This is a genomic window from Spirillospora sp. CA-108201 (assembly GCF_050936235.1).
In the GTDB taxonomy this organism is placed as follows: domain Bacteria; phylum Actinomycetota; class Actinomycetes; order Streptosporangiales; family Streptosporangiaceae; genus Spirillospora.
Map to the genome: position 1 here is coordinate 3264486 of NZ_JBNJNE010000001.1, position 24045 is coordinate 3288530.

General features: G+C 71.9%; 22 protein-coding genes and 1 tRNA gene. 4 read left to right on the top strand and 19 right to left on the bottom strand.

Going from position 1 to position 24045, the window contains the following annotated elements:
- Window positions 1-32 precede the first annotated feature (32 nt).
- The gene (locus ACQEU6_RS15915) at window positions 33-959 is read right to left on the bottom strand and encodes a LysR family transcriptional regulator (RefSeq protein ID WP_499332707.1); all 927 of its coding nucleotides are present in this window, start codon (window positions 957-959) and stop codon (window positions 33-35) included.
- Between the two features lie 118 nt (window positions 960-1077).
- Here ACQEU6_RS15915 and ACQEU6_RS15920 point away from each other — a divergent pair, with 118 nt between their 5' ends.
- Window positions 1078-2127 carry a YncE family protein gene (locus ACQEU6_RS15920; protein WP_499332709.1) on the top strand — a complete coding sequence of 350 codons (1050 nt, stop codon included), beginning with the start codon at window positions 1078-1080 and terminating at the stop codon, window positions 2125-2127.
- Between the two features lie 150 nt (window positions 2128-2277).
- Here ACQEU6_RS15920 and ACQEU6_RS15925 read toward each other — a convergent pair whose 3' ends face one another.
- A complete protein-coding gene (locus ACQEU6_RS15925; RefSeq protein WP_499332711.1) occupies window positions 2278-2802 on the bottom strand; it encodes a TetR/AcrR family transcriptional regulator in 525 nt (174 codons plus the stop codon).
- A gap of 90 nt (window positions 2803-2892) precedes the next feature.
- On the opposite strand from ACQEU6_RS15925, the gene ACQEU6_RS15930 reads away from it, so the two are divergent.
- Window positions 2893-3783, top strand: a complete 891-nt coding sequence (locus ACQEU6_RS15930) for an LLM class F420-dependent oxidoreductase (RefSeq protein WP_499332713.1) — start codon at window positions 2893-2895, stop codon at window positions 3781-3783.
- A gap of 598 nt (window positions 3784-4381) precedes the next feature.
- Here ACQEU6_RS15930 and ACQEU6_RS15935 read toward each other — a convergent pair.
- Window positions 4382-4454, bottom strand: a tRNA-Asn gene (locus ACQEU6_RS15935).
- A 143-nt stretch (window positions 4455-4597) separates the two neighbouring features.
- Between ACQEU6_RS15935 and ACQEU6_RS15940 the strand changes: the two genes are divergently transcribed.
- On the top strand, window positions 4598-4861 hold the full coding sequence (locus ACQEU6_RS15940) for a YtxH domain-containing protein (RefSeq protein WP_353832364.1): 264 nt from the start codon (window positions 4598-4600) through the stop codon (window positions 4859-4861).
- Here the strand turns inward: ACQEU6_RS15940 and ACQEU6_RS15945 are convergent.
- The 10 genes from ACQEU6_RS15945 to ACQEU6_RS15990 form a co-directional block, all read right to left on the bottom strand.
- Window positions 4858-5352: a hypothetical protein gene (locus tag ACQEU6_RS15945; RefSeq protein ID WP_499332715.1), complete on the bottom strand. Its 495-nt coding sequence runs from the start codon at window positions 5350-5352 to the stop codon at window positions 4858-4860. The genes ACQEU6_RS15940 and ACQEU6_RS15945 overlap by 4 nt on opposite strands.
- A 17-nt stretch (window positions 5353-5369) precedes the next feature.
- On the bottom strand, window positions 5370-6689 hold the full coding sequence (locus ACQEU6_RS15950; protein ID WP_499332716.1) for an MGH1-like glycoside hydrolase domain-containing protein: 1320 nt from the start codon (window positions 6687-6689) through the stop codon (window positions 5370-5372).
- Window positions 6690-6786: 97 nt separating this feature from the next.
- Window positions 6787-7623, bottom strand: coding sequence for an HAD family hydrolase (locus ACQEU6_RS15955; RefSeq protein WP_499332718.1), 837 nt, complete (start codon window positions 7621-7623; stop codon window positions 6787-6789).
- Complete coding sequence (locus ACQEU6_RS15960) at window positions 7620-8732, bottom strand: cysteine protease StiP family protein (RefSeq protein WP_499332720.1); 1113 nt, start codon at window positions 8730-8732, stop codon at window positions 7620-7622. The genes ACQEU6_RS15955 and ACQEU6_RS15960 overlap by 4 nt, the downstream gene beginning before the upstream one ends.
- Window positions 8729-10003, bottom strand: a complete 1275-nt coding sequence (locus ACQEU6_RS15965) for a phosphoribosyltransferase family protein (protein WP_499332721.1) — start codon at window positions 10001-10003, stop codon at window positions 8729-8731. The genes ACQEU6_RS15960 and ACQEU6_RS15965 overlap by 4 nt, the downstream gene beginning before the upstream one ends.
- A gap of 80 nt (window positions 10004-10083) precedes the next feature.
- Entirely contained in the window at window positions 10084-11253 is a 1170-nt protein-coding gene (locus tag ACQEU6_RS15970; RefSeq protein WP_499332723.1) for an HpcH/HpaI aldolase/citrate lyase family protein, read from the bottom strand.
- 71 nt (window positions 11254-11324) lie between these two features.
- Entirely contained in the window at window positions 11325-11903 is a 579-nt protein-coding gene (locus ACQEU6_RS15975) for a TerD family protein (protein ID WP_499332724.1), read from the bottom strand.
- Between the two features lie 52 nt (window positions 11904-11955).
- Entirely contained in the window at window positions 11956-13086 is a 1131-nt protein-coding gene (locus ACQEU6_RS15980; protein WP_499332725.1) for a DUF475 domain-containing protein, read from the bottom strand.
- Between the two features lie 62 nt (window positions 13087-13148).
- The gene (locus tag ACQEU6_RS15985; RefSeq protein WP_499332727.1) at window positions 13149-13727 is read right to left on the bottom strand and encodes a TerD family protein; all 579 of its coding nucleotides are present in this window, start codon (window positions 13725-13727) and stop codon (window positions 13149-13151) included.
- A 40-nt stretch (window positions 13728-13767) separates the two neighbouring features.
- Window positions 13768-14343 carry a TerD family protein gene (locus ACQEU6_RS15990; RefSeq protein ID WP_499332728.1) on the bottom strand — a complete coding sequence of 192 codons (576 nt, stop codon included), beginning with the start codon at window positions 14341-14343 and terminating at the stop codon, window positions 13768-13770.
- 220 nt (window positions 14344-14563) lie between these two features.
- Between ACQEU6_RS15990 and ACQEU6_RS15995 the strand changes: the two genes are divergently transcribed.
- Window positions 14564-15814 (top strand): molecular chaperone DnaJ, encoded by a 1251-nt coding sequence (locus ACQEU6_RS15995; RefSeq protein ID WP_499332730.1) that lies wholly within the window; start codon window positions 14564-14566, stop codon window positions 15812-15814.
- 184 nt (window positions 15815-15998) lie between these two features.
- On the opposite strand, the gene efeB is transcribed toward ACQEU6_RS15995, so the two are convergent.
- From efeB to ACQEU6_RS16025, 6 genes are all read right to left on the bottom strand, one after another.
- Window positions 15999-17243 carry an iron uptake transporter deferrochelatase/peroxidase subunit gene (gene efeB, locus ACQEU6_RS16000; RefSeq protein ID WP_499332732.1) on the bottom strand — a complete coding sequence of 415 codons (1245 nt, stop codon included), beginning with the start codon at window positions 17241-17243 and terminating at the stop codon, window positions 15999-16001.
- A gap of 25 nt (window positions 17244-17268) precedes the next feature.
- Window positions 17269-18399, bottom strand: a complete 1131-nt coding sequence (gene efeO / locus ACQEU6_RS16005) for an iron uptake system protein EfeO (protein ID WP_499332734.1) — start codon at window positions 18397-18399, stop codon at window positions 17269-17271.
- Window positions 18400-18537: 138 nt separating this feature from the next.
- Window positions 18538-19002 carry a YbjQ family protein gene (locus ACQEU6_RS16010; protein ID WP_499332735.1) on the bottom strand — a complete coding sequence of 155 codons (465 nt, stop codon included), beginning with the start codon at window positions 19000-19002 and terminating at the stop codon, window positions 18538-18540.
- Between the two features lie 163 nt (window positions 19003-19165).
- The gene (gene rpoD, locus ACQEU6_RS16015) at window positions 19166-20311 is read right to left on the bottom strand and encodes an RNA polymerase sigma factor RpoD (RefSeq protein WP_499340210.1); all 1146 of its coding nucleotides are present in this window, start codon (window positions 20309-20311) and stop codon (window positions 19166-19168) included.
- Window positions 20312-20383: 72 nt separating this feature from the next.
- Complete coding sequence (dnaG, locus tag ACQEU6_RS16020) at window positions 20384-22342, bottom strand: DNA primase (RefSeq protein WP_499332737.1); 1959 nt, start codon at window positions 22340-22342, stop codon at window positions 20384-20386.
- 108 nt (window positions 22343-22450) lie between these two features.
- Window positions 22451-23986, bottom strand: coding sequence for a M20/M25/M40 family metallo-hydrolase (locus tag ACQEU6_RS16025; protein ID WP_499332739.1), 1536 nt, complete (start codon window positions 23984-23986; stop codon window positions 22451-22453).
- Window positions 23987-24045: the final 59 nt, after the last annotated feature.

Genomic DNA, 24045 nt, shown 5'->3' on the forward strand with positions numbered 1-24045 from the left:
TCACCCACGAAACGACCATCCCCCGCCGGGCCTCACTCCGGAGGGGACGACGTCCCGGTGGGCGGAGAGGGAGTGTTGTGGCGGACCGTGGCGCGGACCTGGTCGCGGAACCACTGGTGGCCCCGGTCGGACGAGTGGCGCGGGTGCCAGGCCATGCCGATCTCGATGGGCGGGGTCGCGACGGGGACCGGGAAGGTGCGCAGGCCGAGCGCGGTGAGGGCGTCGGGGAGCCAGTCGTCCAGGGTGAGGCAGACCAGGTCGCCGGTGCGGGCCATCAGCAGGGCGGCGGTGTGGCTGGGGACGACGGCGGCGACGCGCCGGCGCAGCCCCTGCCGTGCGAGCGCGGTGTCGATGGGCCCGTGGCGTCTGCCCTGGCGGGAGATGCCGATGTGGTCGGCGGCGGCGAACCGGCGGGCGTCGATGGGGCCGTCGAACAGGGGGTGGTCGGCTCGGGCGACGGCGACCAGGGGAACGGCGGTCAGGGCCTCGGTGCGGGTCTCGGGGTCCAGGTGGTCCAGGACGCCGAGTTCGAGGTCGACCGCACCCTGCCGCAGGGCGGGGGTTCCCTCGATCGACTCCGGGAGGAAGGCCAGGACGGCCCGGGGCGCCCGGGCGCGGACGCGCTCGGTCAGCGGGGCGGCCAGACTGGCCAGCAGGAGGTCGCTGACCTGGGCGGTGAACGTGCGGTCCAGGTCGGGAAGGCCGGGGCCCGCGGCGGGGGCGAGAACGGCGTCGGCGTGTTCGAGGAGCGAGCGGACCTCCTCCCGCAGGCGCACCGCGCGGGCGGTGGGGACCATCTGCTGGCCCGCCCGGACCAGCAAGGGATCGCCGGTGGTGCGGCGCAGCCGTCCGAGGGCACGGCTGACGGCGGCCGGGGAGGTGCCGAGCCGCTCGGCGGCGCGGGTGACGCTGTTCTCCTGGAGCAGGGCGTCCAGGGTCGTCAGCAGGTTGAGGTCCATGGCACCCCTGATCGAATTGCGTTTGCTGAAACTATCCGTTGCCTATCTTTGCATTGTGCGACATGTCCGCGGTGGCCAAGACTCCAAGCGTCCGCACGTCACGAACATCGGAGCGACCATGACGCAGTCCGTCCGCGCAGGCCGAGAAGGCGATCTGCTGGCAGTGGTGAGCCAGAGCAGCGCCACCGTCTCCTTCTTCGACGCCGCCGACGACACCCGCATCGGCGAGGTGGACGTCATCGCCGAACCCCACGAGCTGTGCTTCGACGCACGTCGGCGACTCCTGTGGTGCGCCAGCACCTACCGCTCGGGCTACTATCACGCGAACGCCGGCCGTCGCAGCGAGGTCACCGCCATCGACCCCGACACGCGACGCATCGTGGAGGTCGTCGACCTGGCCCCGGAGCACGGGCCGCACGGCCTCGCCCTGGACGCCGAGCGCGGGCTGCTCTACGTGAGCGTCGAAGGATCCGCCGAGAGGCCCGGAGGCGTGGTGGTCGTCGACACCGCCACGCGGCGGCCGATCGGGCGGATCGGCACCGAGGCGCCGGGCCCGCACTGGTTCGTCATCAGCCCGGACGGGACGAGGGGCTACGCCGGCAACAAGGAGGCGCCGTTCGTTTCGGTCGTGGACCTGGAGAAGGGGACGCTCACCGCGAAGGTCGACGTCCCCGGCAGCGAAGGGCTGGCAGTCTCACCGGACGGAACGCGCGTGTTCGTCGCCGCGCCCTACGGATCGTTCGCGGCGGACGCCGAGCCGGCCTCCCCCGGGATCCGGGTCATCGACGCCAGGACCGCCACGGTGACCGGGGTCCTTCCGGTCGACGACATCACGTTCCCCGTCCACGTCACGTCGACCGGCAAGGTGCTGGCCGGGGAGCTGCGGATGGCCACCGACCCCGGGAGCCGGCTCGGCGCCCACTCCCCCGGCCGGCTGACGGTGTTCTCGGCAGACTCCGGCGATCGCCTCGGTCAGGCGGAGGTCGGCCTGTTCCCGCTCACGATCACCTCCTCACCGGACGGTGCCCTCGGATACGTCTCCTGCGTCACGTCCTCGACGGTCGACATCATCGACCTGGAGTCGATGCAGCGCCTCAACAGGCTCGACATCGCCAAGCGAGGCGAGCCGGGCGCCCACGGCCTCGCCTACATCCCCCGGCAACACTGACCGGTACGAGCCCGCCGCCCGGCCTGCCGATACGGCAGGCGGGCCGCGGTTAGCGCGCCTTCGCCTCAGCAATGAAGACCCCCGGCCGCGGCCGGGGCCTTCAGGTGGCATGACCGCTGCGAGAGCATCGGCCGAGCGCGCGCGAACCGGTCAGACCGCCCTGAGGCCGTCCAGCATGACCCGGGTGACGGCGTCGTCCTCCCGCACTCCGGGGCGGCAGACGGCGGTGCTGAGGATCTCGACCGCCTCGACCGGGCTGATGTCGTCGCGCATCGTGCCCTCCCCCTGCACCTCCCGCATGAGGTCCAGGAGGAGGCCGTCGACCTCGTCCTGCAAGGCGATCCGCTCCTCCGGCAACGAATCGCCATCCGCGGCGGCCTTGATGAGCGCGAACGGCTGACCGGCGCAGAAGGCGACGACCCGGGCCAGCACGTCCCAGCGCGGAAGCTCCCGCTCGCGAAGCCGCCGTATCTCCGCTCCGAGACACCGGAGCGAGCTGGTCGCGATCTCCTCGACGAGCGCCCGCCGGTCCGGGAAGTGCCGGTAGAGGGTGCCCACGCCGAGGTCCGCCGCCCGCGCGATCTCCTCCATGCTGACGCCGGGCCCCCGCTCGACGAACAGCCCGAGAGCGCAGGAGACGATCCGCTCGCGGTTGCGCTTCGCGTCGGCCCGCATCGCCCTCTCCCCGCGGTTAACCGGAACAAAGGATTCAGGTTATCCTGCACAACCAGAACCTGAAGATCCGATTCACCTTGGAGGCGGCTCATGCGCATCGGACTGTTCACCATCGCCGGAACGGCGCCTCTGGACGACCTCGTCACGCAGGTCCGCCAAGCCCGCGACGCCGGCCTCGACAGCGTCTTCTTCGGCCACGCGGGCTCCTGGGACGCCCTCATGACCGCCGCGGCCGCCGGACGCGAGGTCCCCGGCATCGAGGTGGGCACGGCGATCGTCCCGACCTACCCGCGCCACCCCCTCGCCCTGGCGAGCCAGGCACTCACCGCGCAGGCGATGACGGGCGGCCGCTTCACCCTCGGCATCGGCCCGAGCCACCCGCAGGTCATCGAGGGCTGGCACGGCATCCCCTACGAGCGCCCGGCGCGGCACGTCCGGGAGTACCTGTCCGCCCTACGCCCCCTGCTGCGCGGCGAAGAAGCCGACTACCACGGCGAAACGCTCACCGCAGTGGGCGCAGTGGACGCACCAGGCGTAACCCCACCGCCGGTACTGGTGTCAGCGCTGGGCCCGGCCATGCTGCGGATCGCGGGCGAACTGGCCGACGGCACGGTGACCACCTGGGTGGGCGCCGACGCGATGGCCGACCACATCGTCCCGTCCATCACCAAGGCCGCCGAGGCCGCGGGACGCCCCGCACCGCGCGTACTGGCGGGCGTCATCGTGGCCCTCACCAACGACCCGGACCGCGTCCGCCGCGACCTGGCCGCCCAGTTCGGCGCCGCGTCGGACTTCCCCGCCTACCGAGCGATCCTCGACCGGCAGGGCCTGTCCGGCGTCCACGAGACGGTCATAGCAGGCGACGAGACAACGGTCACCCGCGCTCTCCGCCGCTTCGCCGAAGCAGGCGTGACCGACCTCCTCATCAGCCCCCGCAGCGACAAGAGCGACCTCCTCCCCTTCGCCGCCTCCCTACGCTGACAACGCCCCACCGGGCCCAAGGTGGAACGCCGCCCCGGCAACTCTGCGAAGAGAGAATTCTCGGCGCTCTGAACACGGCTCAAAGCCGCCACCTGAGCACGGGAGCAAAGCTGCGAAGCGGCAATAACATGCAACACCAGCCACACCCGCGACTCGAAGTCGTCGACCTGCTCGTCGCCCCAGACCAGAACGAGTACTCCAGGAGCTCGCCGGACATAGAAGTTCACAATGCCGGCACCCAGCGAAGCGTCATCAAACAGTTCCTGCGGTCCGACAAGCGCACCGGGCGCCCGTGCGAGGCACGTGACTTCGCCTAAGCGAAGTGAGAGCACGATGAGTCCGCCGTTACGTCAAGGCGCGCGGCGACACCGAGCCAAGCAGTCCCGTCGTCCTCCGACGCTGCCTGGTGGCCCTACGGGCTGTGGGCGGGCCTCCCTCAGCCGCTCGCCCCGGACGCCGCGTGAGTCGCGGCACGGCTACTCGTCCCTGCTGTCGGACAGCCGGGTTTGCCGCAGAACATGCTCGCGCTGCCAGACGGGTCAGGCCCGCTTCCCTCGGGGGGAACGGGCCTGGTCTGGGTATCGCCGCGGTAAGGAAGCTCCCGCGATTGGACTCGAACCAATAACCTGCCGGTTAACAGCCGGCTGCTCTGCCGATTGAGCTACGCGGGATCGTGCGTCCGCCGGGGTCTGGTGGCCCCTGGCGGCGGGTCTAGGTTAGCGCATGTCCGGGGCTGTTCGCGCACGCGCGGGGATTGAGGCGGCGAGGGCGGGTATAGGGGGTGTCACGATTCCGCCGTCAGTAGGAGTTGGACATGAAGGCTCGCACGATGTTCATCGCAGGCGCCGCGGTCGGCTACGTCTTCGGGACGAAGGCCGGGCGCGAGCGGTACGAGCAGATCAAGCAGCTCTCCAAGCAGGTGTCGGAGAACCCGAACGTGCAGGAGGCCGCCGGGAAGATCCGGTCGAAGGGCGAGACGTTCGCCGGGGCCGCGCGCGACAAGGCGGGGCACCTGAAGGACCGGGTGCCCGAGCAGGTCACGGGGGGCCGCAAGGAAGAGCAGCCGTACCCCGGCTAGAGGCCGGTCTGACGGCGCAGGTCTTCGAGGACCTGTTCGGCCTGGGCCCGCAGGCCCGGGTCGGACGGGTCGAGCCCGGCGTCGAAGACGAACGTCCAGCGCACGTCGCCGCCGGCAGCGGGGCGCCGGCCGGCGATGCGCACCTTCCCGCCTCCGGGGAGGGTGGCGTGATGGGTGACGGCGACGGTGGCGGTGACGCGCTCGCGGACGGTCTCGGGCACCGAGCCGGGGTCGGTGAGGCGGACGTGGTGCTCGGCGCCGCCGGAGGTCTCCTTGACGTGCAGCCAGCCGTCCTTCCAGGTGGCGTGGTCGACACGCTCCCAGGGGATGCGGGTGAAGCCGCCCGAGGGGGTCGGCAGGTGCAGGGCCAGGAGGGTGGCGGTGACGTGGGAGCCGCCGCGGGTGGGCGCCGCCGCGAGGACGCGTTCGCCGCGTTCCAGCGCGAGTTCGGCGCGGACCGCGGCGGGCAGGGGACCCCGTTTCAGGCGCATGCCCCCACGGTAGGCGATCAGGCCGCCTGGGGGGCGCGGCGGGCCCCGAGGAGATCGAGGACGAGGGCCGCCGACCAGGCGAAGTCGTGGCTGCCGCGGCCGGTGCCGTCGAACGGGTCGAAGAACTCGCGGAAGCCGGACTGGCGGACGAGCCTCATGGTGGAGCCGTAGAGCAGGTCGGCGACGACGGGCAGGTCGTGGGCGAGGGCGCCGTACCAGACGAGCCAGTTGGTGCTGATCCAGGTGGGGCCGCGCCAGTAGCCGGCGCGGTCGAAGGCGGGCGCCTGGATGTCGCAGGTGGGGACGGGGTAGCCGGCGGCGCCGGCGAAGCGGGCCGACAGCAGCAGGTCGACGAGGCCGCGGACGATCGGCGCCGGCAGTTCGGGGTCCAGGAGCGGGCCGAACGAGCCGGCGGTGATGACGGGCAGCAGGCGGTCGTCGCGCAGGTCGCGGGCGCGGAAGCAGCCGGTCTCGGCGTCCCAGAGCCGGTCGAGGACGGCCTCGTGGACGCGCTGGGCGCGTTCGCGGTGCGGGACGGGGTCCGCGCCGATGATCTCGGCGATGGCGGCGAGGGCGTGCGTGGAGGCGAGGTAGACGGCGTTGACGAGGGGGTCCTCGACCGCGAACGGGTGGGTGTCGCGGAGGTAGCCGGGCCGGTAGGCGGCCTCCCGCATGAGCGCGACGAGCCGCACGTAGCGGTCGTAGTCCTCGCCGGTCGGCAGGGCGTGGGGGCGCAGGCCGGGGGCGTAGGAGGACGGGGGAAGCGGCAGCGCGCCGAGGGGGCGGTCCCAGGCGGGGCTGTTGTCGAGGCCCGACTCCCACGGGTGGCAGATGGCGATGAGGCCGCTGGAGTCCAGGTCGCGGCAGCGGGCCAGGTAGTGGTGCTGGGCCGTCAGCATCGGGTACAGGCGGGCCAGGAACGCCCGGCTGCTCTCCCCGTCGACGGCGCACTCGTGCAGGCGCAGGGCGCTGAGGGCGTGCAGGGGCGGCTGGGTGAGGGCCGAGGTGTGCACGCCGCGCGGGGCGTCCGGCTGCCGGTCGCTGCGCCACAGTTCGGGGCCGGGGAAGAAGGCGTGCCGGTCGAGGCGCGTGTTGAACACGATGTGGGGCAGCATCCCGTCCGCCCACTGACCGCGGAACAGGGAGATCAGCTCGGCCTCGGCGCGGTCGCGGCGGTGGCGGGCCAGGCCCATGCTGATGAAGGCCGCGTCCCAGCTCCACTGGTGCGGGTAGAGGCCGGGCGAGGCGGCGGTGGCGTTGCCCGTCCAGTTCGCGTCGAGGACGCGGGCCGCGGCCTTCCACAGCGCGGTCTCGTCGCCGGTGAGACGGGAGCTCATGTGGTCCAGGTGACCTCCTCCTGGGCGAGAGAAGGGTGCATTCCCGATTGTCGCCCCAGATCGCCGTCACGGCGACCCCTGGCGCGGAAACGGTTGTCTACCGGCCGGGAGGCCGGTCTGTGATCATGTGCGGCGCCGCGGCCCGGGCCAGGAGCCAGTGCGCGATCTCCTCGCCGGCGGCGACGCCGCGCGCGGCGGTGACGGCGGTGGCCGGGGCGGTCCAGCCGGTGTCGTGCAGTTCCCCGTGGGCGGGGCGGATCGACAGGTCGGCCGCCTCCAGCAGTTCGGCGTCCAGGAGCGCGTCGCCCGCGGCGAGCAGGGTGGACGCGCCGGTGCGGCGGGCGACCTCCCGGGCGGCGGCGGCCTTGGTCAGGCCGGCGGGCAGGCAGTAGACCTTGCGGCCTTGCAGGGACGTGCGCCAGCCGCGTTCGGCGCACCATCCGGCGAGGTCCTCGACCCAGCCGGGCGGCAGCGCGGTCCGGTCCACGACCGTGTAGGCGAACAGGTCGGAGGCGGTGCGCCGCTTGAGGACGAAGTCGCCGCCGTTGCGGGCGAGGTGGTGCTGGACGTCGGCGAGCGGGGCGCATCCGTCGGCGATCCGGTTCCGGACGGCCGCCGCCCAGTCCGGGTCGTCCTCGCCGTCCACGAGGATGTGGCCGCCGTTCGCGCAGACGGCGTACGGGGCCGGTTTCTCCAGAAGGTGCACGCGCCCGTACTGCTCCGGGGTGCGCGTCGTCGTCGGGACGAACGTGGTCGCCGTCGCGAGGGCCTCCAGTGTGCGCGCTGCCGGTTCGGTCACGTACGAGAGCGGGGCGCCCTGGTAGAACTCCACGCACAGCAGGCGCGGCATGGTCTCGTCTGGGCCTTCCAGAGCGAAGGCCGCAGCGGAGTAGATGAGCGTGCGGTCCAGGTCGGAGCACACCAGGACGGTCACTGCACGGCCCCCTTGCCGAACCGGGGATGGATGAATCCCATGCAAGCGTAGGGGAACCGGCCGGGCTCGACCTCATGGACGGGCACGCCGCGTTCCCTGGCGAGCAGCCTGATGTGGGTCACTTCCTGACCGGCATCCGCCCGCACGAGCACCTTCCATGGGACGCGCCTCAGCAGCACGCGTGTGGTCTCCCCGATCCCCGGTTTGACGAGGTTCAGGTCGTCGACGCCCTCCGCCTGAGCGCTGCGCCGGACGGCCTCCCATCCCGACCAGTCGGGCGTGCGGTCGGCCGCGCGGAGCTCCGGCCGGTCTTTCGCGACGCGTTCGGCCACATCCCCGAAGCGGGCGCAGACCACGTCGAGGAAGACGCCCGACACGTCGTCCGGGGTGAGTTCGGCGTAGAACTTCGCGCCGTGGAAGTCGCCGGGACCGATGAGGGCGTCGTTCAGGACCGTCCGGCTCACCAGGCCCGACACGGTCGAGTTGAGGCAAGCGGACGGGATCAGGAAGTCGTCCCGGGTGCCGAACAGGGACGTGCACCGTCCCGGGTCGGCAAGCACTGCGAGATCGGACGGGAACGGATGCTCTTCCAAGGCGGCGGTCAGTTCCTTGGTGATGGCGCCCTTGCCCGTCCAGCCGTCCACGAACATCACCGCGGCAGGGTCATGATGCTCAGCGAGATACCGCAGCGCGACCGTGTCGATGCCCCGGCCACGGACGATGCTGACCGCGTAGTGGGGGACGTCGAGGCCGTGCGCGTACCGGGCCCAGCGGCGCATCAGGATGCCGACGGGCGTCCCGGCCCTGGCGAGCGACACCAGCACAGCGTCCGGGCCGCGCTCGGCGAGGATCATCTCGGTGACCAGTCCGGTCGCGTAGGCGAGCCGTTCGGCGGACGCCTCCAGCGCGTCGTGGAACAGACGCCGGTACTCCGGGCCCGGCTGGTACTCGACCGGGAGCGATTCGGCGTAGTGCGCCCGCCCTGACTGGATCGCCGCCTCGCGTTCCTCCGTGGGCGCTTCGAGCCGCGCGCGGGACAGGTCCTTGAGGAGCCAGGCGACGTCCTCCGCCGGGTAGCTGCCGAAGGCGGGACCGTACAGCGGCTTCACGATGCCCTCCGGTGGGACGGGACGGTGGCGACCGTCACGGGGGCGAGCGCACGGAGCCGTTCCAGGAGGCCGTCGGCGAGCGCCACGGTGTCGCCGATGTCGTCCACCACGAACACGATCCTGTCGAAGGGGCGTTGCCCGGCTCCGGGCGCGACGTTGTAGGCGTACCGCTCCCCCGGCCCGTCGGCGGGGTCGTCATGGGACGGGAAGACCAGGCGGGTTCTGATGGCGTAGCCGGGGTCGTCCACGGCCAGGACGGGAGAGCGCGTCGTCGTGGAGTAGCGGACGTCCACATCCGGCCGGGCGTCGGCGAGCGCCTCCGCGAGGCGGAGCGGCGCGTACATCAGCTCCTCGAACCCGAGAACGAGGACGCGGGAGGCGTCTCTCCCGAGACCGGCCGCGAGGACGTCGCCCATCCGGGCCAGTTCCTTCTCCAGCCGCGTCCGGTGCTCTGGCAGGAATCCGTGGCGTCCCCCGTCCGGCACCGTGGCCGGCCATTCCAGCCCGACCCGGGAGACTCCGAACGCCGGTTCTCCCTCGGGTGTGTTGGGCGGGGACGAGATTCCGGCGACAAGCGCCCTTCCCGCCTCAAGGACGCCCTCCGGGAGCTCGACCCGTCCACCGGCGAGCGCCACCGCGTCGATGCGGGTACGCAGTCGGGACGCGAGATCGTCCATTCGGGCCCGGTCGGAGGGGTCGCGCAGGTCGACCAGGGCGGCCAGCACGTAGTGGCTCCTGGGACGAACGGCGTGCAGAGCCTCGATGGTGTTCAGCACCGTTCGGCCGGTGGAGAGCTCGTCGTCCACCAGAACCACCGGTACGTCGCGATCGAGCGGCGCGGTGTCCGCGGGCAGCAGGAGGTGGCTCGTGGCGTGGCTGTGCTCTTCCTCGAATCCGCCGTAGGCGGCGAACCCCTCAACGGGTCGCCGCGTGGAGTGCAGGTAGTACGCACCGCCCAGAGCGTCCGCCACCGAGTGCCCCAAAGCCGTCGCGGTCTCGGCGTAACCCAGCACGATCGCGTCCACAGCGTTCTGGGGAACGCGCATGAGATCACGTAGCGCGGCGGCAGCCGTCGGCTCGCCCCGCAGCCCGTCCAAGAGAAGCGGACCGGAGCGGGACGGTTCGTCGCCCCGCAGGCGCGCGCGCACAAGCTCGCCCAGCAGCAGCCCCGACCCGTACACCAGGCGCGGGTCGGTCGGCACGTGCTTGCCCAGCACCGCCGACACCAGCAGATGCGCGCGCTTCGGATTGCGGCGTACAGCGAGGCCCACGAGCGATGAGAGCCCGGCACCCGCCGGACGCGCGCCGTCCACGAGACGAACGCCGAGGCGCGACCCCACCCAGGAACCCGTCACCGGCTGTCCGCCGCTTCCAGCAGCTCGACGAACGTGACGCCCTCCGCGGCCACGCCGAACACCCGGGCGCGCAGCATCAGCCGCTGCGCCCACGCGCGGTGGGGTTTGGCCTCGTTCATCTTGTTGGCGTACGAGCTGGCCATCGCGCCGCCCCCGGCGACGCCCAGGATGTCGGCGGCGTCGCTGTACTCCTCGTGCGTCACCACCGACAGGGCGTGGACGGCCGCCACATGGCTCGGATGGATGACGGTCTTGCCGGTGAGCCCGTTCGCCTTGTCCAGGTGCACCTCGCGGATCAGCCCGTCCAGGTCGGAGGTGATGAGCCGCTGCCGCAGCGGCGCGGCGCGCTGCCGATCGAACGGCGACTGCCGCAGTTGCGGCTTGAACATCCGCTCTCCCTGCGAGAAGTACTCCCACACGGGCCCGGTCACCACGTGGCCGGTGCCGTCGGCCCGGCCGAGGATGTTGACCACGTCGCAGATCACGCCCGCGACGGGGCGGATGTCGTAGATCGTCAGGTCGGGCGGGCGCCGCAGGCCGTACGCGGCGGACATGTCGGTCGCCCCCAGCCGGACGGCGAGGATCCGCGACCGGTGCTTGGCGAGCAGCCGCGCCACGTCGTGCAGCATCTCCGCGCGGGTCTCGGAGTACACGGCCTCCGGGCTCTCGATCACCGGCATCGCCAGCAGCCGGAGCCCGCTGCGCTCGGCCGCGTCGCCCAGCGCGTCCAGGAACGCTCCACCGCCGGACGCGGTGAACTTCGGCAGCACGAACCCGGTGACGAGCTCCGCCGCGCCGCCGAGCCTGGCGGCCAGGTCGCCGATCTGCCGCGGGTCGCGGACGCGGACGAACAGCAGCGGGACCTCCGCGCCGTCCGCCCCGGAGCGGGCGTGCAGCGTCCGCAGGTGCGCCACGAGGTTGGCCTCGCCGGCCTCGACCTCCCCGTCGGCGATCGCGTCCTCCAGGCACACCACCATGCTCATCACGCCCCGCCGGGCCGCGCCCTCGATGTCGGCGGAGAGGGCGGGGCGCGTGGCGGGGCAGTACAGGGTCGCGCCGAGCGCGACCGCCAGCACGTCCGGGTCGTCGTGCCGGCCGAACGGACGCGGATGCCGGTAGAACAGGTGCTTGCGACGCGCGGCGTCAATATGGTCGAAATGCCGCATTTACCCTCGTCGGACGGTGCCTTCGACGGGGGGCCCGGGGGCTCGCCCCCGGGCGGACGGACCGCGCCGGGTCACAGGTGCGTCGCCACGGCCGGGAGCAGGTGCTGGAACGTGCGGCCGGTCGCGGTCGCCCCGATCGCGGTCATCGACCAGCCCTGCCCGTCCCGCGACACCTTGGCCATGATCTGCGCGTTGTGCTGCCCGGCGCCGCTCAGCTCGTAGCGCGCGATCTCCTGGCCGGTGGTCTCGTCCACCAGCCGGCAGAACGCGCCCGCGATCTGGGAGAAGTCCTGGCCGGTGAAGGAGTTCACCGTGAACACCAGCTGGGCGACGCCCTCCGGAACGCTCCGCAGGTCGACGTTGACGGCCTCGTCGTCGCCCTCGCCCTCACCGGTGAGGTTGTCGCCGGTGTGCTGGACGGAGCCGTCCTTGCTGCGCAGCTGCCGGAACCACACCTGGTCGACGAGGTTGCCGGACGCGTCGAACAGCAGGCAGGAGGCGTCCAGGTCGATGGACTGCGGCTTGCCCTTGCCGAACAGCCCCTTCTTGGCGACGGCGTCCCAGCCGAGGCCCATCTTGACTCTGGTCAGGGTGCCGCCGCCCGGCTTGGCCAGCGAGACCTTCTGCCCCTTCTGCAACGATATGGACATCGTCCGGCTCCTCCAGTGATGGATGTGGGTCGCGGGGTCGCGGTGACGCCGGTCAGACCTGGCTGGAGTGCAGCGGCCGCCCGCCGCCCGCCGCCGAGTCGGGAGAGTCCCCGTCCTGGTTGCGGTTGCGGACGACGGAGCTGGCGAACGCGGCGATGATCAGCCCGGCGCCGAGCCCGCCGGTGATCCACTCGGGGACGTGGTGGCCGATGCTCACCAGCATGCAGACCGCGAGGGCGCCGATCGCCCAGTGCGCGCCGTGCTCCAGGTAGACGTACTCGTGCAGGGTGCCCTTGCGGACCAGGAACACCGTCAGCGACCGGATGTACATGGCGCCGATGCCGAGGCCCAGCGCGATGACGACCGGGTCGGTGCTGATCGCGAAGGCGCCGATGACGCCGTCGAAGCTGAACGAGGCGTCCAGCACCTCCAGGTACAGGAAGAGGAAGAACCCCGCCTTGCCGGTGGCGAGGGCCAGGGAGCTCGGCCCGGACCGCCCGCCGCCCTTCACGGCCTCCGCGCCGTCCTTCTCGTCCTCGTCGTCCTCGTCGTCGTCCTCGCTCGCCTCGGAGAACAGCTCCCCGAGCCCGTTGACCAGGATGTAGGTCACCATCCCGAGCACGCCCGCGATCATGACGCTGCCCGGGTCGGAGGCCGACAGCCACGCCACGAGCGCCAGCGAGCCGCCCGCCACCACGACCGACAGCTGGTCCAGCTTGCCGATGCGGGCGAGCGGCCGCTCCAGCCACGGCAGCCACTTGTCGGCGCGCTCCTCGAACACGAAGTCCAGGAACAGCATCATCAGGAACATGCCGCCGAACGCCGCGATCATCGGATAGGCGTCGTTCATCAGCTGGTGGTAGCGGTGTGAGTCGTTGAGCGCGAGGTCGAACGCCTCGACCGGGCTCAGCTTGGCCGTGATCCCCACGATCAGCAGGGGGAAGACCAGCCGCATGCCGAACACCGCGATCGCGATGCCGACGGTGAGGAAGATCTTCTGCCAGAAGGCGCTCATCCTGTCGAGCACCTTGGCGTTCACCACGGCGTTGTCGAACGACAGCGAGACTTCGAGAACGGCGAGCACGGCGACCAGGGCCAGCCCGGTCGCCCCGTCGTAGAGCAGGGCGATGAGCAGGCCGACGGCCGTGACGCCGAAGGACCACCCGAAGGTGCGAAGAATCATGCGCGTATTTCTGCTAGGAAGGGCGGCCGGGCGGAGCGGCCGGGATGCGGGGGCGCCGGCGGTCAGCCGACGTTGACGCCGAAGTCCATCGCGATGCCCGCCAGACCGGAGGCGTACCCCTGGCCGACGGCCCTGAACTTCCATTCGCCGTTGTGCCGGTAGAGCTCGCCGAAGACCATGGCCGTCTCGGTGGAGGCGTCCTCGGTGAGGTCGAAGCGCGCGAGCTCGTTGCCGTCGTTCCGGTTGACGATCCGGATGAAGGCGTTGCGCACCTGCCCGAAGCTCTGCTGCCGGTTGTCGGCGTCGTAGATCGAGACCGGGAACACGATGCGGTCGCACTCCGCCGGCACCGCGGTGAGGTCGACGTTGATCGACTCGTCGTCGCCCTCGCCCTCACCGGTCAGGTTGTCGCCGGTGTGCTCCACCGAGCCGTCCGGGCTGCGCAGGTTGTTGAAGAACACGAAGTGCTGGTCCGACATGACCTTGCCGGTGCTCGCCAGCATCAGCGCGGAGGCGTCCAGGTCGAAGTCGGCGCCGGTGGTGGCGCGCACGTCCCAGCCGAGGCCGACGGTGACCGCGGTGAGGTTGGGCGCGGCCTTCGTCAGCGAGACGTTGCCGCCCTTGGCGAGTGAAACCCCCATGTGCGGGCTACTCCCTTCCTGTCTGGACTGTTCAGACTGTTCAGATGTTGACGCCGAAGTCCGCGGCGATGCCGGCCAGCCCCGAGGCGTAGCCCTGGCCCACCGCCCTGAACTTCCATTCCGTTCCGTTGCGGTACAGCTCACCGAAGACCATGGCGGTCTCCATGGACGCGTCCTCGGTCAGGTCGTAGCGCGCCATCTCCGCACCGCCGGCCTGGTTCAGCACCCGGATGAAGGCGTTGCGGACCTGTCCGAAGTTCTGCCCGCGGTTGTCGGCATCGTAGATCGACACGGCGAACGCGACCCGCTCGGCCGTGGCGGGCATCGCGCCGAAGTTGACCTTGAGCTGCTCGTCGTCGCCCTCGCCCGCGCCGGTGGTGTTGTCGCCGGTGTGCTCGACCGCGCCGTCCGGGGTGCGCAGGTTGTTGAAGAAGACGAAGTGCTGGTCGGTAATGATCTTTCCGGAGGCGTCCAGGACCATGGCCGAGGCGTCGAGGTCGAAATCGGTCCCGGTCGTCGTGCGCAGGTCCCAGCCGAGACCGACGGTCACCGCGGACAGGCCGGGGGCCTGCTTGGTGAGCGAGACGTTGCCGCCTTTGCTCAGGCTGACGGGCACGATGGGCCTCCAAGATCACATGCCGGATCGGACGCCGAACCGGCGCCCAGCCTTATCGACGTTGCAGCGATGCTATCCGTTCCATCCTTTATGAAGGGATGGCGACAATCTTTGTGATTCGGTCGCCACCCGGCGGTCGTCGCGCACCCGGCCGCCTTCGCGCATGGACGAAACCCGGGCCGGGTGCGCCAGACTGGGGAGCGGACGAAGGGAGGCTGCGTTGCGGGGACCGGGCGACCAGCGCCGCCGGGGCGGCCGCGGGTCACAGGCGGCGGCCGGGGCCGTCGAGGCGAGGGAGGCGGCCGCGGCCGCCTTCTACGACATGGACCAGGCGCAGAAGTACATCGACGGGCGCGTCACCGTGTTCGAGGACCTGGACGCCAGGGCGGCCGAGCCCGCCCGCGGGGAGTTCGCCCGGCTCGCCGAGGCCGCCGACGCCGCGTCCGTCGCCTACATCTCCGTCCTGGACGCCCACGACCTCGATGACCGGGACCGGTCACCGGCCGAGTACGACTCCGCCCGGCGCGCGTTCGTCGCCTGCACCGAGCGGCTGCAGAAGATCACCCGGGACCTGGGCGGCTTCGCCGAGCGCCTCGCCCCGCGGATGGCCCGGCTGGAGTCCGCGCTCGACCAGCTCCCGCCCCGGCTCACCGCCGCCCGCGACGCCGTGGCCGCCGCCGACGCCGCCGTGGCCGCGGCCAGGTCCGCCGGGATGGACGCCGCCGACCCGGAGCAGGATCTGGACCGCGCCAAGCAGGTCCTCGCCCAGCTCGGCTCGCAGGGGCTCGGCGGGCTCGGCCTCGACGGCGCCATGCGCAAGGCCGACGAGGTCCGCGAGATCGCCGAGCGGGCGCGGGAGGCGGCCGCCGAGCTGCCCCGGCTGGCCCAGAAGGTCCGCGACTCGCTGTCCTCCGTCCGGACGCGGGCCGACGCCGTCGCGAACCGCGTGGGGCCCGTCCAGGAGGCCATGCGCGTCCTCGTGCGCGGCTACTCGCAGGCGTGCTGGCAGGACCTCAAGGGCGCGCCGGAGTCGATCGAGGCGGGCGTCACCCGGGCCCGCGAGCGCCTCAACGAGGCGTCCGCGCACGCGGGCCGCACCGAGTGGAAGCAGGCGCAGCGGGCGCTCACCGCCGCGCGCACCGAGCTGAACGCGGCCGACCGCCGCGCCGGGCAGGTCACCGGGCGGGTGGAGGAGCTGAGAGCGGTCGCCGAGGATCCGGCCAGGCCCGTCGAGGGCGTCCGGTTCGCGGTGCGCGACGCCCAGCGGCTCGCCATGGCGCAGCCGGGCGGGGCCCCGCCCCAGCACGCCCGCGTGCTCGACTCCCTCGTCGAGCGGCTGGAGAGGGCGCCGCGGCGGCTCACCGGCGCCCACCCCGACTACTGGGCCTACCTTCAGGAGCTGGACTCCATCAGGACGGCCGCCGGCGACGTGGTGGCGCGGATCCGGTCGGAGCGGGCCCAGCAGAGCTAGGGCCCGTCTCGAAGTGGCCTCGGCCCCGCGCGCGAACGCGTGAGCTGCCCGGTGGAGCGAGGCCGGAGGCGAGCGGAACCGGGCAGCTCGCGAAGCGATGCCGCGTTCGCCCAGTTCCGGTCGCGTAGCGTGCCGTCAGGCGAGCGAAGTGGGCCGGGACTGTGAAACACAGCCCGCGGCCTGGTCAGGCGAAGAGGGTGTCTCCCCAGTAGCCGCCCTTGCGGACGCCCGGCGGGCACGCGTAGACGCCGGACCCGACGTGCTGGATGTACTCGTTCAGCGCGTCGGTGGCCAGCGAGTTCTGGACGCGGACGAAGCCCGTCCGCGGGTCGCGCTGGAAGGCGATGAAGAACAGGCCCGCGTCCAGCCGGCCGAGGCCGTCCGACCCGTCGGTGAACGAGTAGCCGCGCCGCAGGATGCGCGTCCCCTGGTTGGAGTCGGGGTGGGCGAGCCGCACGTGCGCGTCCGGCTTCATCCCGGACAGGACGGGCTTGTCGCGCTCCTTCTTCAGCCCGGCCGGCGCGCCCTCGCCCTTGTCGCGTCCGAAGATGTCCTCCTGCTCGCGCAGCGACGTCCGGTCCCAGGTCTCGATGTGCATCCGGATGCGGCGGGCGACGAGGTAGGAGCCGCCCGCCATCCAGCCGGCCCCGTCGTCCCCGGCCGCCCACACGTGGCGGTCGAGCAGGTCCCCCTCGGTTCCGGCGATGTTCTCGGTGCCGTCCTTGAACCCGAACAGGTTGCGCGGTGTCTGCGCGTCCGGCGTCGTCGAGGACGTCTTGCCGAACCCGAGCTGGGACCAGCGGACCGCGGCCACGCCGAACCCGATGCGGGCCAGGTTCCGGACGGCGTGCACCGCGACCTGCGGATCGTCCGCGCACGCCTGGACGGCGATGTCGCCGCCGCTGCGGGCCGGGTCGAGGTTGTCGCCGGGGAAGTGCGGCAGGTCGGCGAGGGCGGCGGGACGGCGCGCCCTGAGGCCGAACCGGTCCTTGCCGTCCTTCTCGAACAGCGACGGGCCGAAGCCGATCGTCAGGGTGAGCCGGGACGGCGGCAGCCCGAGCGCCTCGCCGGTGTCGTCGGGCGGCGCGACCGCGGGGCCGCCGACCGCGCCGTCGCCGACGGGCCGGCCCGCGGTCATGGCGGCGGCCGCGGCCGTCCACTCCTTCAGCATCCGCACGAGCCGGTCGCGGTCGCCGGTCGTCACGTCGAACGCCGCGAAGTGCAGCCGGTCCTGCACGGGGGTGGCGATGCCCGCCTGGTGCGCGCCGTGGAAGGCGATCGCGTCGCCCGCGCCGTCGTCCTCCTCGGCGGAGGCGACCCGGTCGAGCCCGGCCCCGGCGGCGGCCCCGACGAGCAGGCTCGCGCCGGAGAAGCCCAGCATCCGCCGCCGGGACATGCCCGACCGCTCCTGCGTCCCTTCGCCCGTCATGCCGCTGCCGTTCCTCTCGTCCGGATCACTTGGCGACGGCGGCGGCGAGCCTGGACAGGGGCTCGCCCAGCGCGTTCACCGCGTCGGCCAGCTCCTTGCGCTCGTCCTCGCCGACCTTGTCGTAGGAGACGTAGCCGTCGCCCTTCTCGTGCTTCTTCAGCAGCTTCTCGACGCCCGCGAAGTTGTCGTCGAGGTCCGTGGCGAGCTGCGCGTCCCGCTCCTGGACGACCGGCCTGAGCAGGTCGTAGATCTTCTTGGCGCCGTCCACATTGGCCTTGAAGTCGACGAGGTCGGTGTGGCTGAACGCCTCCTCCTCGCCGGTGACCTTGCCGGTGGCGACCTCGTCCAGCAACTCCTTCGCCCCGCCCGCCATGTCGTTGACGGGGTCCAGGGTGAGGCCGGGCAGCCGCGACTTCAGCGTCCCGAGGTCCGCCAGCAGCTGGTCGCCGTACTTCTCCTTGCCCTTGACGGAGCCGTCCTTCCAGAGGGCCTTCTCCAGCAGGTGCCAGCCGGACCAGTCCTTCTTCTCCTCCGGCTTGAGGTCGGCCTCGCGCGCGTCGACCTTGGGGTCGAGGTCGCCGAACTTCTCGGCGACGGGCTCGATCGTCTCCCAGCCGACGCGGGACGGCGCGTACAGCTCCTTGGCCTTCTCGACGTCGCCGGCCTTCACCGCGTCCACGAACTTCTCGGTCTTGGCGATCGTGTCGTCGGTCTGGACGATGACGAAGGCCTTGTAGTCGGCCGCGGCCTTGCTCAGGCGCGGGTCCGCGCCGGCGGCGCCGCCGGTGACCGTGACGTCCTGGGACGGGCCCTTGCCGGTCTGCCCGGCGCTGCACAGCAGCTTGTACTTCCCGGCGGGGAGGTTCACGACGAAGTCGACGCTGGTCCCGGGGCCGATGTTCTCCCGCTCGGCGAGGATCTTGCCGTCCGGCTTGAGCACCTCGAACTCGTTGACCTTGGAGCCCTTGTTGGCGACCTTGAAGGTGGTCTTGCCCGCGGGGAGCTCGGTCTTGGCGACCTCGCAGGCGTCGTCGGTGGCCGTCACGGCGATGGCGCCCGCCGCGCCCGCCTCGTCCCCGTCACCGCCGCACGCCGTCAGAAGGGACATCGACACCGCGGCGGCGCCGGCGAGCGCGAGGACGGACACAGGACGCATCAGGTCTCCAGGAGCGTGCAAATGGTTAGGCTTACCTAAATTAGCGAAAGCTAACCTCAGCACGTCAAGTGGGGCAGGGGACAGTGAGTCATCCCACGCTCCGCCGCCCCCTCGCGACCCGGGTCGGCGCGATCGGTCTCAGCGCGGGCGGTCGTGCAGGCCCATCGTGAGGTTGCGCGCGGCCATCGGGGGGCCGCCGGCCTGCGGGTCGCCGTACGGGGGCAGATGCCCCGGGTGCTGCGGACGCTGCTGGTGCTGGGGCGCCTGCTCGCGCTGCTGCGCCGCCGGCTCCGCCCAGACGGCCGTCCCGTACGCGCACACCTCGACGCCGCCGCCGATCAGGGCCGTGTCGAACCTCATGCCCACCACCGTGTTCGCGCCCTTGCGGCGGGCCTCCTCGCCGAGCCGCTCCACCGCCTCGCGGCGCGCCGCGGCCAGCCCGGCGCCCGGCTGCTCCCCCGTCACCCGGAACGTCGCGCTGCTCCCGCCCTGCCCGGGCGGGTGGACCGCACCCTGATCGGCTCGGACCGCCAGCCCGAGGACCTCTCCGAGCACGCTCCTGATCTCGTACCCCGCCACGCCATCAGTCGTCACGATCAGCATGGTCACCACGGTAGGACACGGTCCGGACGAAAAGCGACGTAAAGGCGGTAACGCGTATCTCTGCGCACCGCCGGACGCCGCTCCCGCGACGCGGCCGGGCGCGCCCGCGACCGCCCTCCCGGCGGACGGCCGGGAGGGCGGCCCCGTCGTCCGGGCCCGCGCCTCAGTCCAGGTACTCGCGGAGCATCTGGGCGCGGGACGGGTGGCGCAGCTTCGCCAGCGTCTTCGACTCGATCTGGCGGATCCGCTCCCTCGTCACGCCGAACTCGCGCCCCACCTCCTCCAGGGTGCGCGGGTGCCCGTCGGTCAGGCCGAAGCGCAGCTGGATGATGCGCTGCTCCCGTTCCGACAATGTGGCGAGGATGTCCTCCAGCTGGTCCTGCAGCAGGAGGAACGCCGCGGCCTCCATCGGCACCACGGCGTCGGCGTCCTCGATGAAGTCGCCGAGGTCGGAGTCCTCCTCGCCGATCGGCGACTGCAGCGAGACCGGCTCCTGCGCGATGCGCTGGACCTCCACGACCCGGACGGGCGACAGGCCCATCTCCAGGCCGATCTCCTCGGGGCTCGGCTCCCGGCCGAGGTCCTGGTGCATCTGGCGCTGCACGCGGACCAGCTTGTTGATCGTCTCCACCATGTGCACCGGGATGCGGATCGTCCGGGCCTGGTCGGCGATCGCCCGCGTGATCGCCTGCCGGATCCACCAGGTGGCGTAGGTCGAGAACTTGAACCCCTTGGTGTAGTCGAATTTCTCGACCGCGCGGATCAGTCCGAGATTTCCCTCCTGGATCAGGTCGAGGAACAGCATTCCCCTGCCGACGTAGCGTTTGGCGATCGAGACCACGAGCCGGAGATTGGCCTCGATCAGCCGTTGCTTCGCCCGCGCCCCCTCGCGGGAGAGCAGTTCGAGGTCGAGCAGCTCGCCGCGGGCGAGGACGGCGGTGCGCGCCATCTTCTCCTCGGCGAAAAGTCCCGCCTCTATCGATTTCGCGAGTTCTACCTCATCTTCTGCCGTGAGCAGCGGTACGCGACCGATCTCTCTCAGGTAGATCCGAACCAGGTCGCTCGTCGGCGCCCGCTTGCTGAGGTCTCCCTCATCCGCTCGCGTGACGTCCTCGGTCTCCTGCTGAGACTCAAGGACCTCCACCCCCTGCTCTGCGAGCATCCGGACGACCCGCTCCAGCGAGTCGTCCGGCAAGTCCGAGCGATCGAGCGCGGCAGCGACGTCCTCGACGGTCACACCGCCGCGTTCTCTGCCGCGTGCGACGAGGTCCGCCACCTGATCAACCGATGGCGCCTCGCTTGGCAGCACCGAAGGGCCCACATGGACAGTCTGCGTCAAAGGGGGCCTAGATCACAGGACCCATTTTCGCGGGACGGCCGGCTACTGCGACCCAAGCCCTCGCTCCCGCAACACCCGTCTCTGCTGCTCAAGCGCGACAAGATCACCGAAGAGCCGGTTGTACTCCTCGGCCGCCTCGACCGGATTCAGCCGCCCGAGTTTAGATTTCACGTTCGCGATCATGCGCGTGAGCTGGCGTTCCTGAATTCTGGCCAGCAATTCTGCTGCATATCGGTCGTCCGATTCCTGGGCGGACCGGACCGGTTCCACCCCGAGCTTGGTGAGCAGATCCCTGACCTGGTCGTTCGGCGCCCGCTCCAGGAGCAGCGCGACCCACTCCGCGGCGTTCCCCGCCGCCGAGGCGCCGCCCGCCTCCGAGATCACCGCCCGCACCGCCGCGTGCGGGGGCGCGATGAACGCCTCGACCGGGACCTCGTCGAACGCCGGGCCGAGCAGCGCCGGGCGCTGGACGGCCAGCTTCAGCAGCTCGCGCTCGCGCTGGACCTCGGGATCGGCGGGGTCGAACGCGGGGCGCCGCGGCGCCTCGGACTCCGCGCCGCCGCCCCGCCCGTCCCCGGCGGCCGGGCCGTTCCCCCGGCCGTCGCCGTTCCGCGCGCGCCCGTGCCCGTTCTGGCCGCGGCCGTTCCCCGCCTGCGCGCGGCCGTGCTGCCGGTTGGCCAGCTCGCGGACGCGGCGCAGCACGAACTGCTCGTCCATGATGCCGAGCCAGCGGTCCAGGTTGACCGCGTACATGTGGCGGCGGGAGCGGTCCTTGATGGCGGCGACGACCGGGGCGGCGGCGTCGAGCGCGCCGAGCCGCCCCTCGACCGTGTCGAGATCGTGCTGCTCGATGGCGCTGCGCACGGCGAACTCGAACAGCGGCAGCCGGGACGCCACGAGGTCGCGCACCGCCGCGTCGCCGTGCCGGATGCGCAGGTCGCACGGGTCGAGACCGTCGGGCTGGACGGCCACGAACGTCTGCGACACGAACTTCTGCTCGTCGTCGAAGGCGCGCAGCGCCGCCTTGCGGCCGGCCGCGTCGCCGTCGAAGGTGAAGATCACCTCGCCGCGGAACTCGTCCTGGTCCATCAGCAGGCGGCGCAGCACCTTGATGTGCTCGTCGCCGAACGCGGTGCCGCAGGTGGCGATGGCCGTCGGGACCCCCGCCAGGTGGCAGGCCATCACGTCGGTGTAGCCCTCGACCACCACGGCCTGCCGCCGCCGGGCGATCTCCTTCTTGGCCAGGTCGGCGCCGTACAGCACCGAGCTCTTGTGGAAGAGCGGCGACTCGGGGGTGTTCAGGTACTTGGGGCCGTCGTCGTCCTCGAAGAGGCGCCGCGCGCCGAAGCCGATGACGTCGCCGGACAGGTCGCGGATGGGCCACATCAGCCGGCCGCGGAACCGGTCCATCGGGCCGCGCCGCCCCTCCTTGGCCAGGCCGCCGGCGACGATGTCGCGGTCGGCGAAGCCGCGCCCGCGCAGGTGCCTGACGAGGCCCTCCCACTCGCGGGGGGCGAACCCGACGCCGAAGTGCGCGGCGTCGGCGGCCTCGAAGCCGCGTTCGGACAGGAACGTGCGGCCGGGCGCGCCGGCGGGCGAGTTCAGCTGCTCGGCGTAGTACTCGGCGGCGGCCCGGTGCGCCTCGACCAGCCGGGCGCGCTGCCCGCCGTCCTGGCGGGGGCCGCGGCCGCCGCCCTCCTCGTACCGCAGCTGGACGCCGGCCTGGACGGCGAGCCGCTCGACCGACTCGCCGAAGCTCAGGTGCTCGATCTCCTGGACGAACTTGATGACGTCGCCGCCCGCCTCGCAGCCGAAGCAGAAGTACAGCCCGCGCGAGGGCGTCACGTTGAACGACGGGGACTTCTCGTCATGGAACGGGCACAGGCCCTTGAGATTGCCGCCGCCCGCGCTGCGCAGCTGCAGGTACTCGCCGATCACGTCGGCGATGGACGAGCGCTCCCGCACGAGTGCGATGTCCTCATTGCGAATCCGGCTTGCCACGACCAAGGAGTCTACGGCGGGCCCGTGACATCGGGGGCATCGCACCGGGACGGGCATGGCCGTCCCCGTCCCCTCGCGGGGGCCCGCGGGGGACGGGGACGGCCCAGGTCAGCTCGCCCGGAAGCGGCCGAAGAGCCGGTACATGAACTCCGTCCCCTGCTTGAGGGCCTCGACGGTGATGCGCTCGTCGTTCCCGTGCATGGCGATCAGCTGGTCGTTGTCGACGACGTAGGGGTAGACGCCGTAACCGGGGAGGCCCTTCGAGGTCCACGGCGAGAGGCTCGTCCCGGCCTCGAACAGTGCGGGCGCGAAGACCGCGTCCGGGTAGGTCTTGGCGGCGGCGTCGCCGATGGCCTCGAACAGCGGCGAGTCCAGGCTGGACGGCGCCTTGGCCCAGGTGTCGTCCAGCCGCTTGAGCGCGTCGGCCTCCGACTCCCCCGGGTTGCCCGCGAGCGTGACGGTCACGTCGCGGTCGGCGAGGCGCCGCCGGATCGCGGCGAGGAAGTCGCGCGGCCGCTGGCCTCCGGGGACGCCCCGGCAGTTGAGGCGCAGCGTGGCCTTGGACGGGATGACGTTCTCCTTGTACCCCGCGTCCTCGATCACGAAGGCGTGCGTGGTGCGCAGGAGGGCCTGGTGCAGCCACGGGTAGGAGCTGCGCTTGACGACGAGCGCGGCCGCCCGCTCGCGGGCCTGCTGGGAGCGGGCGGACAGCAGCAGCCGCAGCGCCCGCTCGAACGGGCGGTCGTCGGTGGCCTTGGCCAGTGCGCCGAAGTACTCCCGGGTGACGGGGGTGAGCGCGACCGGCGCGAGCCAGGTGTCGATGTCGGTGACGGCGCGGGAGAGCTTGGCGATGGCCGAGTCGGGATTGGGCTTGGAGGAGTGGGTGGCGGTGCCGCCGGCGGCGAGGTCGAGGTTGAAGTAGACCTTGTCCTGGCGCGTCACCGTGATGAGCATCGGCGTCCGCCGGTCCTTCTGGGCGAGGAACCAGCCGCCCTCGGTGAGGACCATGCCCGCGTTGACCTTGTCCCAGTGGTTCTCGGCGAGCCAGTGGGAGCCGTACTGGCCCGCCTCCTCGTCGCAGTCGGTGAGGACGATGATGTCGCGGTCGAACCTCCCGCCCTCCTGAACGTGCCGGAGCAGGGCGCTGATGTTCGCGGAGTTGGCGCCCTTCATGTCCAGGGCGCCGCGGCCGTAGACCTCGCCGTCGCGGACGGTGCCGGCGAAGGGGTCGACCGTCCACTTGTCACGTTCCACCGGCACGACGTCGGAGTGTCCGAGCAGGAGCAGCGGCGGCGCCGCGGTGGTGCCCTCGATCCGGGCGATGAGGTGGACGTTGTCCTTCTTCGGGGTGGGGATGATCTGCGCGGGCACCCCCGCGGAGTCCCAGACGGCCTTGAGCATCTCGGCGTAGGGCCGGGTGACGCCGCCCTCCCCGAAGTTCTGGGTGTCGAACGACAGCATCTTCTTCAGCAGGGCGAGCGGGTCGAGGTCGGCGGGCGCGGGCCCGCGGGCGGGGCCGGCGAGGGCGGCGGGCGCCGCGGCGGCGGTGCCGCCCGCGAGCACGCCGCCCGCGAGCAGGACGGCGCCCGCGCCGGTGCGGTGCAGGAAGGTACGGCGGCTGACGGCGGGTGGGGAGTCGGACATGGGAGCTCCTTCTTCGAACCCCGGACGGGCTTCGTGATCAAAGGTGACACGGCGGCCCG

Bases quoted from the DNA above. Each gene is read 5' to 3' on its own strand.
- ACQEU6_RS15950 (WP_499332716.1), bottom strand. From the start codon at position 6,689: ATGAGCTCCCGTCTCACCGGCGACGAGACCGCGCTGTGGAAGGCCGCG.
- ACQEU6_RS15920 (WP_499332709.1), top strand. From the start codon at position 1,078: ATGACGCAGTCCGTCCGCGCAGGCCGAGAAGGCGATCTGCTGGCAGTG.
- ACQEU6_RS15975 (WP_499332724.1), bottom strand. From the start codon at position 11,903: ATGTCCATATCGTTGCAGAAGGGGCAGAAGGTCTCGCTGGCCAAGCCG.
- ACQEU6_RS15930 (WP_499332713.1), top strand. From the start codon at position 2,893: ATGCGCATCGGACTGTTCACCATCGCCGGAACGGCGCCTCTGGACGAC.
- ACQEU6_RS16010 (WP_499332735.1), bottom strand. From the start codon at position 19,002: ATGCTGATCGTGACGACTGATGGCGTGGCGGGGTACGAGATCAGGAGC.
- efeB (WP_499332732.1), bottom strand. From the start codon at position 17,243: ATGACGGGCGAAGGGACGCAGGAGCGGTCGGGCATGTCCCGGCGGCGG.
- ACQEU6_RS15915 (WP_499332707.1), bottom strand. From the start codon at position 959: ATGGACCTCAACCTGCTGACGACCCTGGACGCCCTGCTCCAGGAGAAC.
- ACQEU6_RS15945 (WP_499332715.1), bottom strand. From the start codon at position 5,352: ATGCGCCTGAAACGGGGTCCCCTGCCCGCCGCGGTCCGCGCCGAACTC.
- ACQEU6_RS15985 (WP_499332727.1), bottom strand. From the start codon at position 13,727: ATGGGGGTTTCACTCGCCAAGGGCGGCAACGTCTCGCTGACGAAGGCC.
- efeO (WP_499332734.1), bottom strand. From the start codon at position 18,399: ATGCGTCCTGTGTCCGTCCTCGCGCTCGCCGGCGCCGCCGCGGTGTCG.
- ACQEU6_RS15925 (WP_499332711.1), bottom strand. From the start codon at position 2,802: ATGCGGGCCGACGCGAAGCGCAACCGCGAGCGGATCGTCTCCTGCGCT.
- ACQEU6_RS15980 (WP_499332725.1), bottom strand. From the start codon at position 13,086: ATGATTCTTCGCACCTTCGGGTGGTCCTTCGGCGTCACGGCCGTCGGC.
- ACQEU6_RS16025 (WP_499332739.1), bottom strand. From the start codon at position 23,986: ATGTCCGACTCCCCACCCGCCGTCAGCCGCCGTACCTTCCTGCACCGC.
- ACQEU6_RS15970 (WP_499332723.1), bottom strand. From the start codon at position 11,253: ATGCGGCATTTCGACCATATTGACGCCGCGCGTCGCAAGCACCTGTTC.
- ACQEU6_RS15940 (WP_353832364.1), top strand. From the start codon at position 4,598: ATGAAGGCTCGCACGATGTTCATCGCAGGCGCCGCGGTCGGCTACGTC.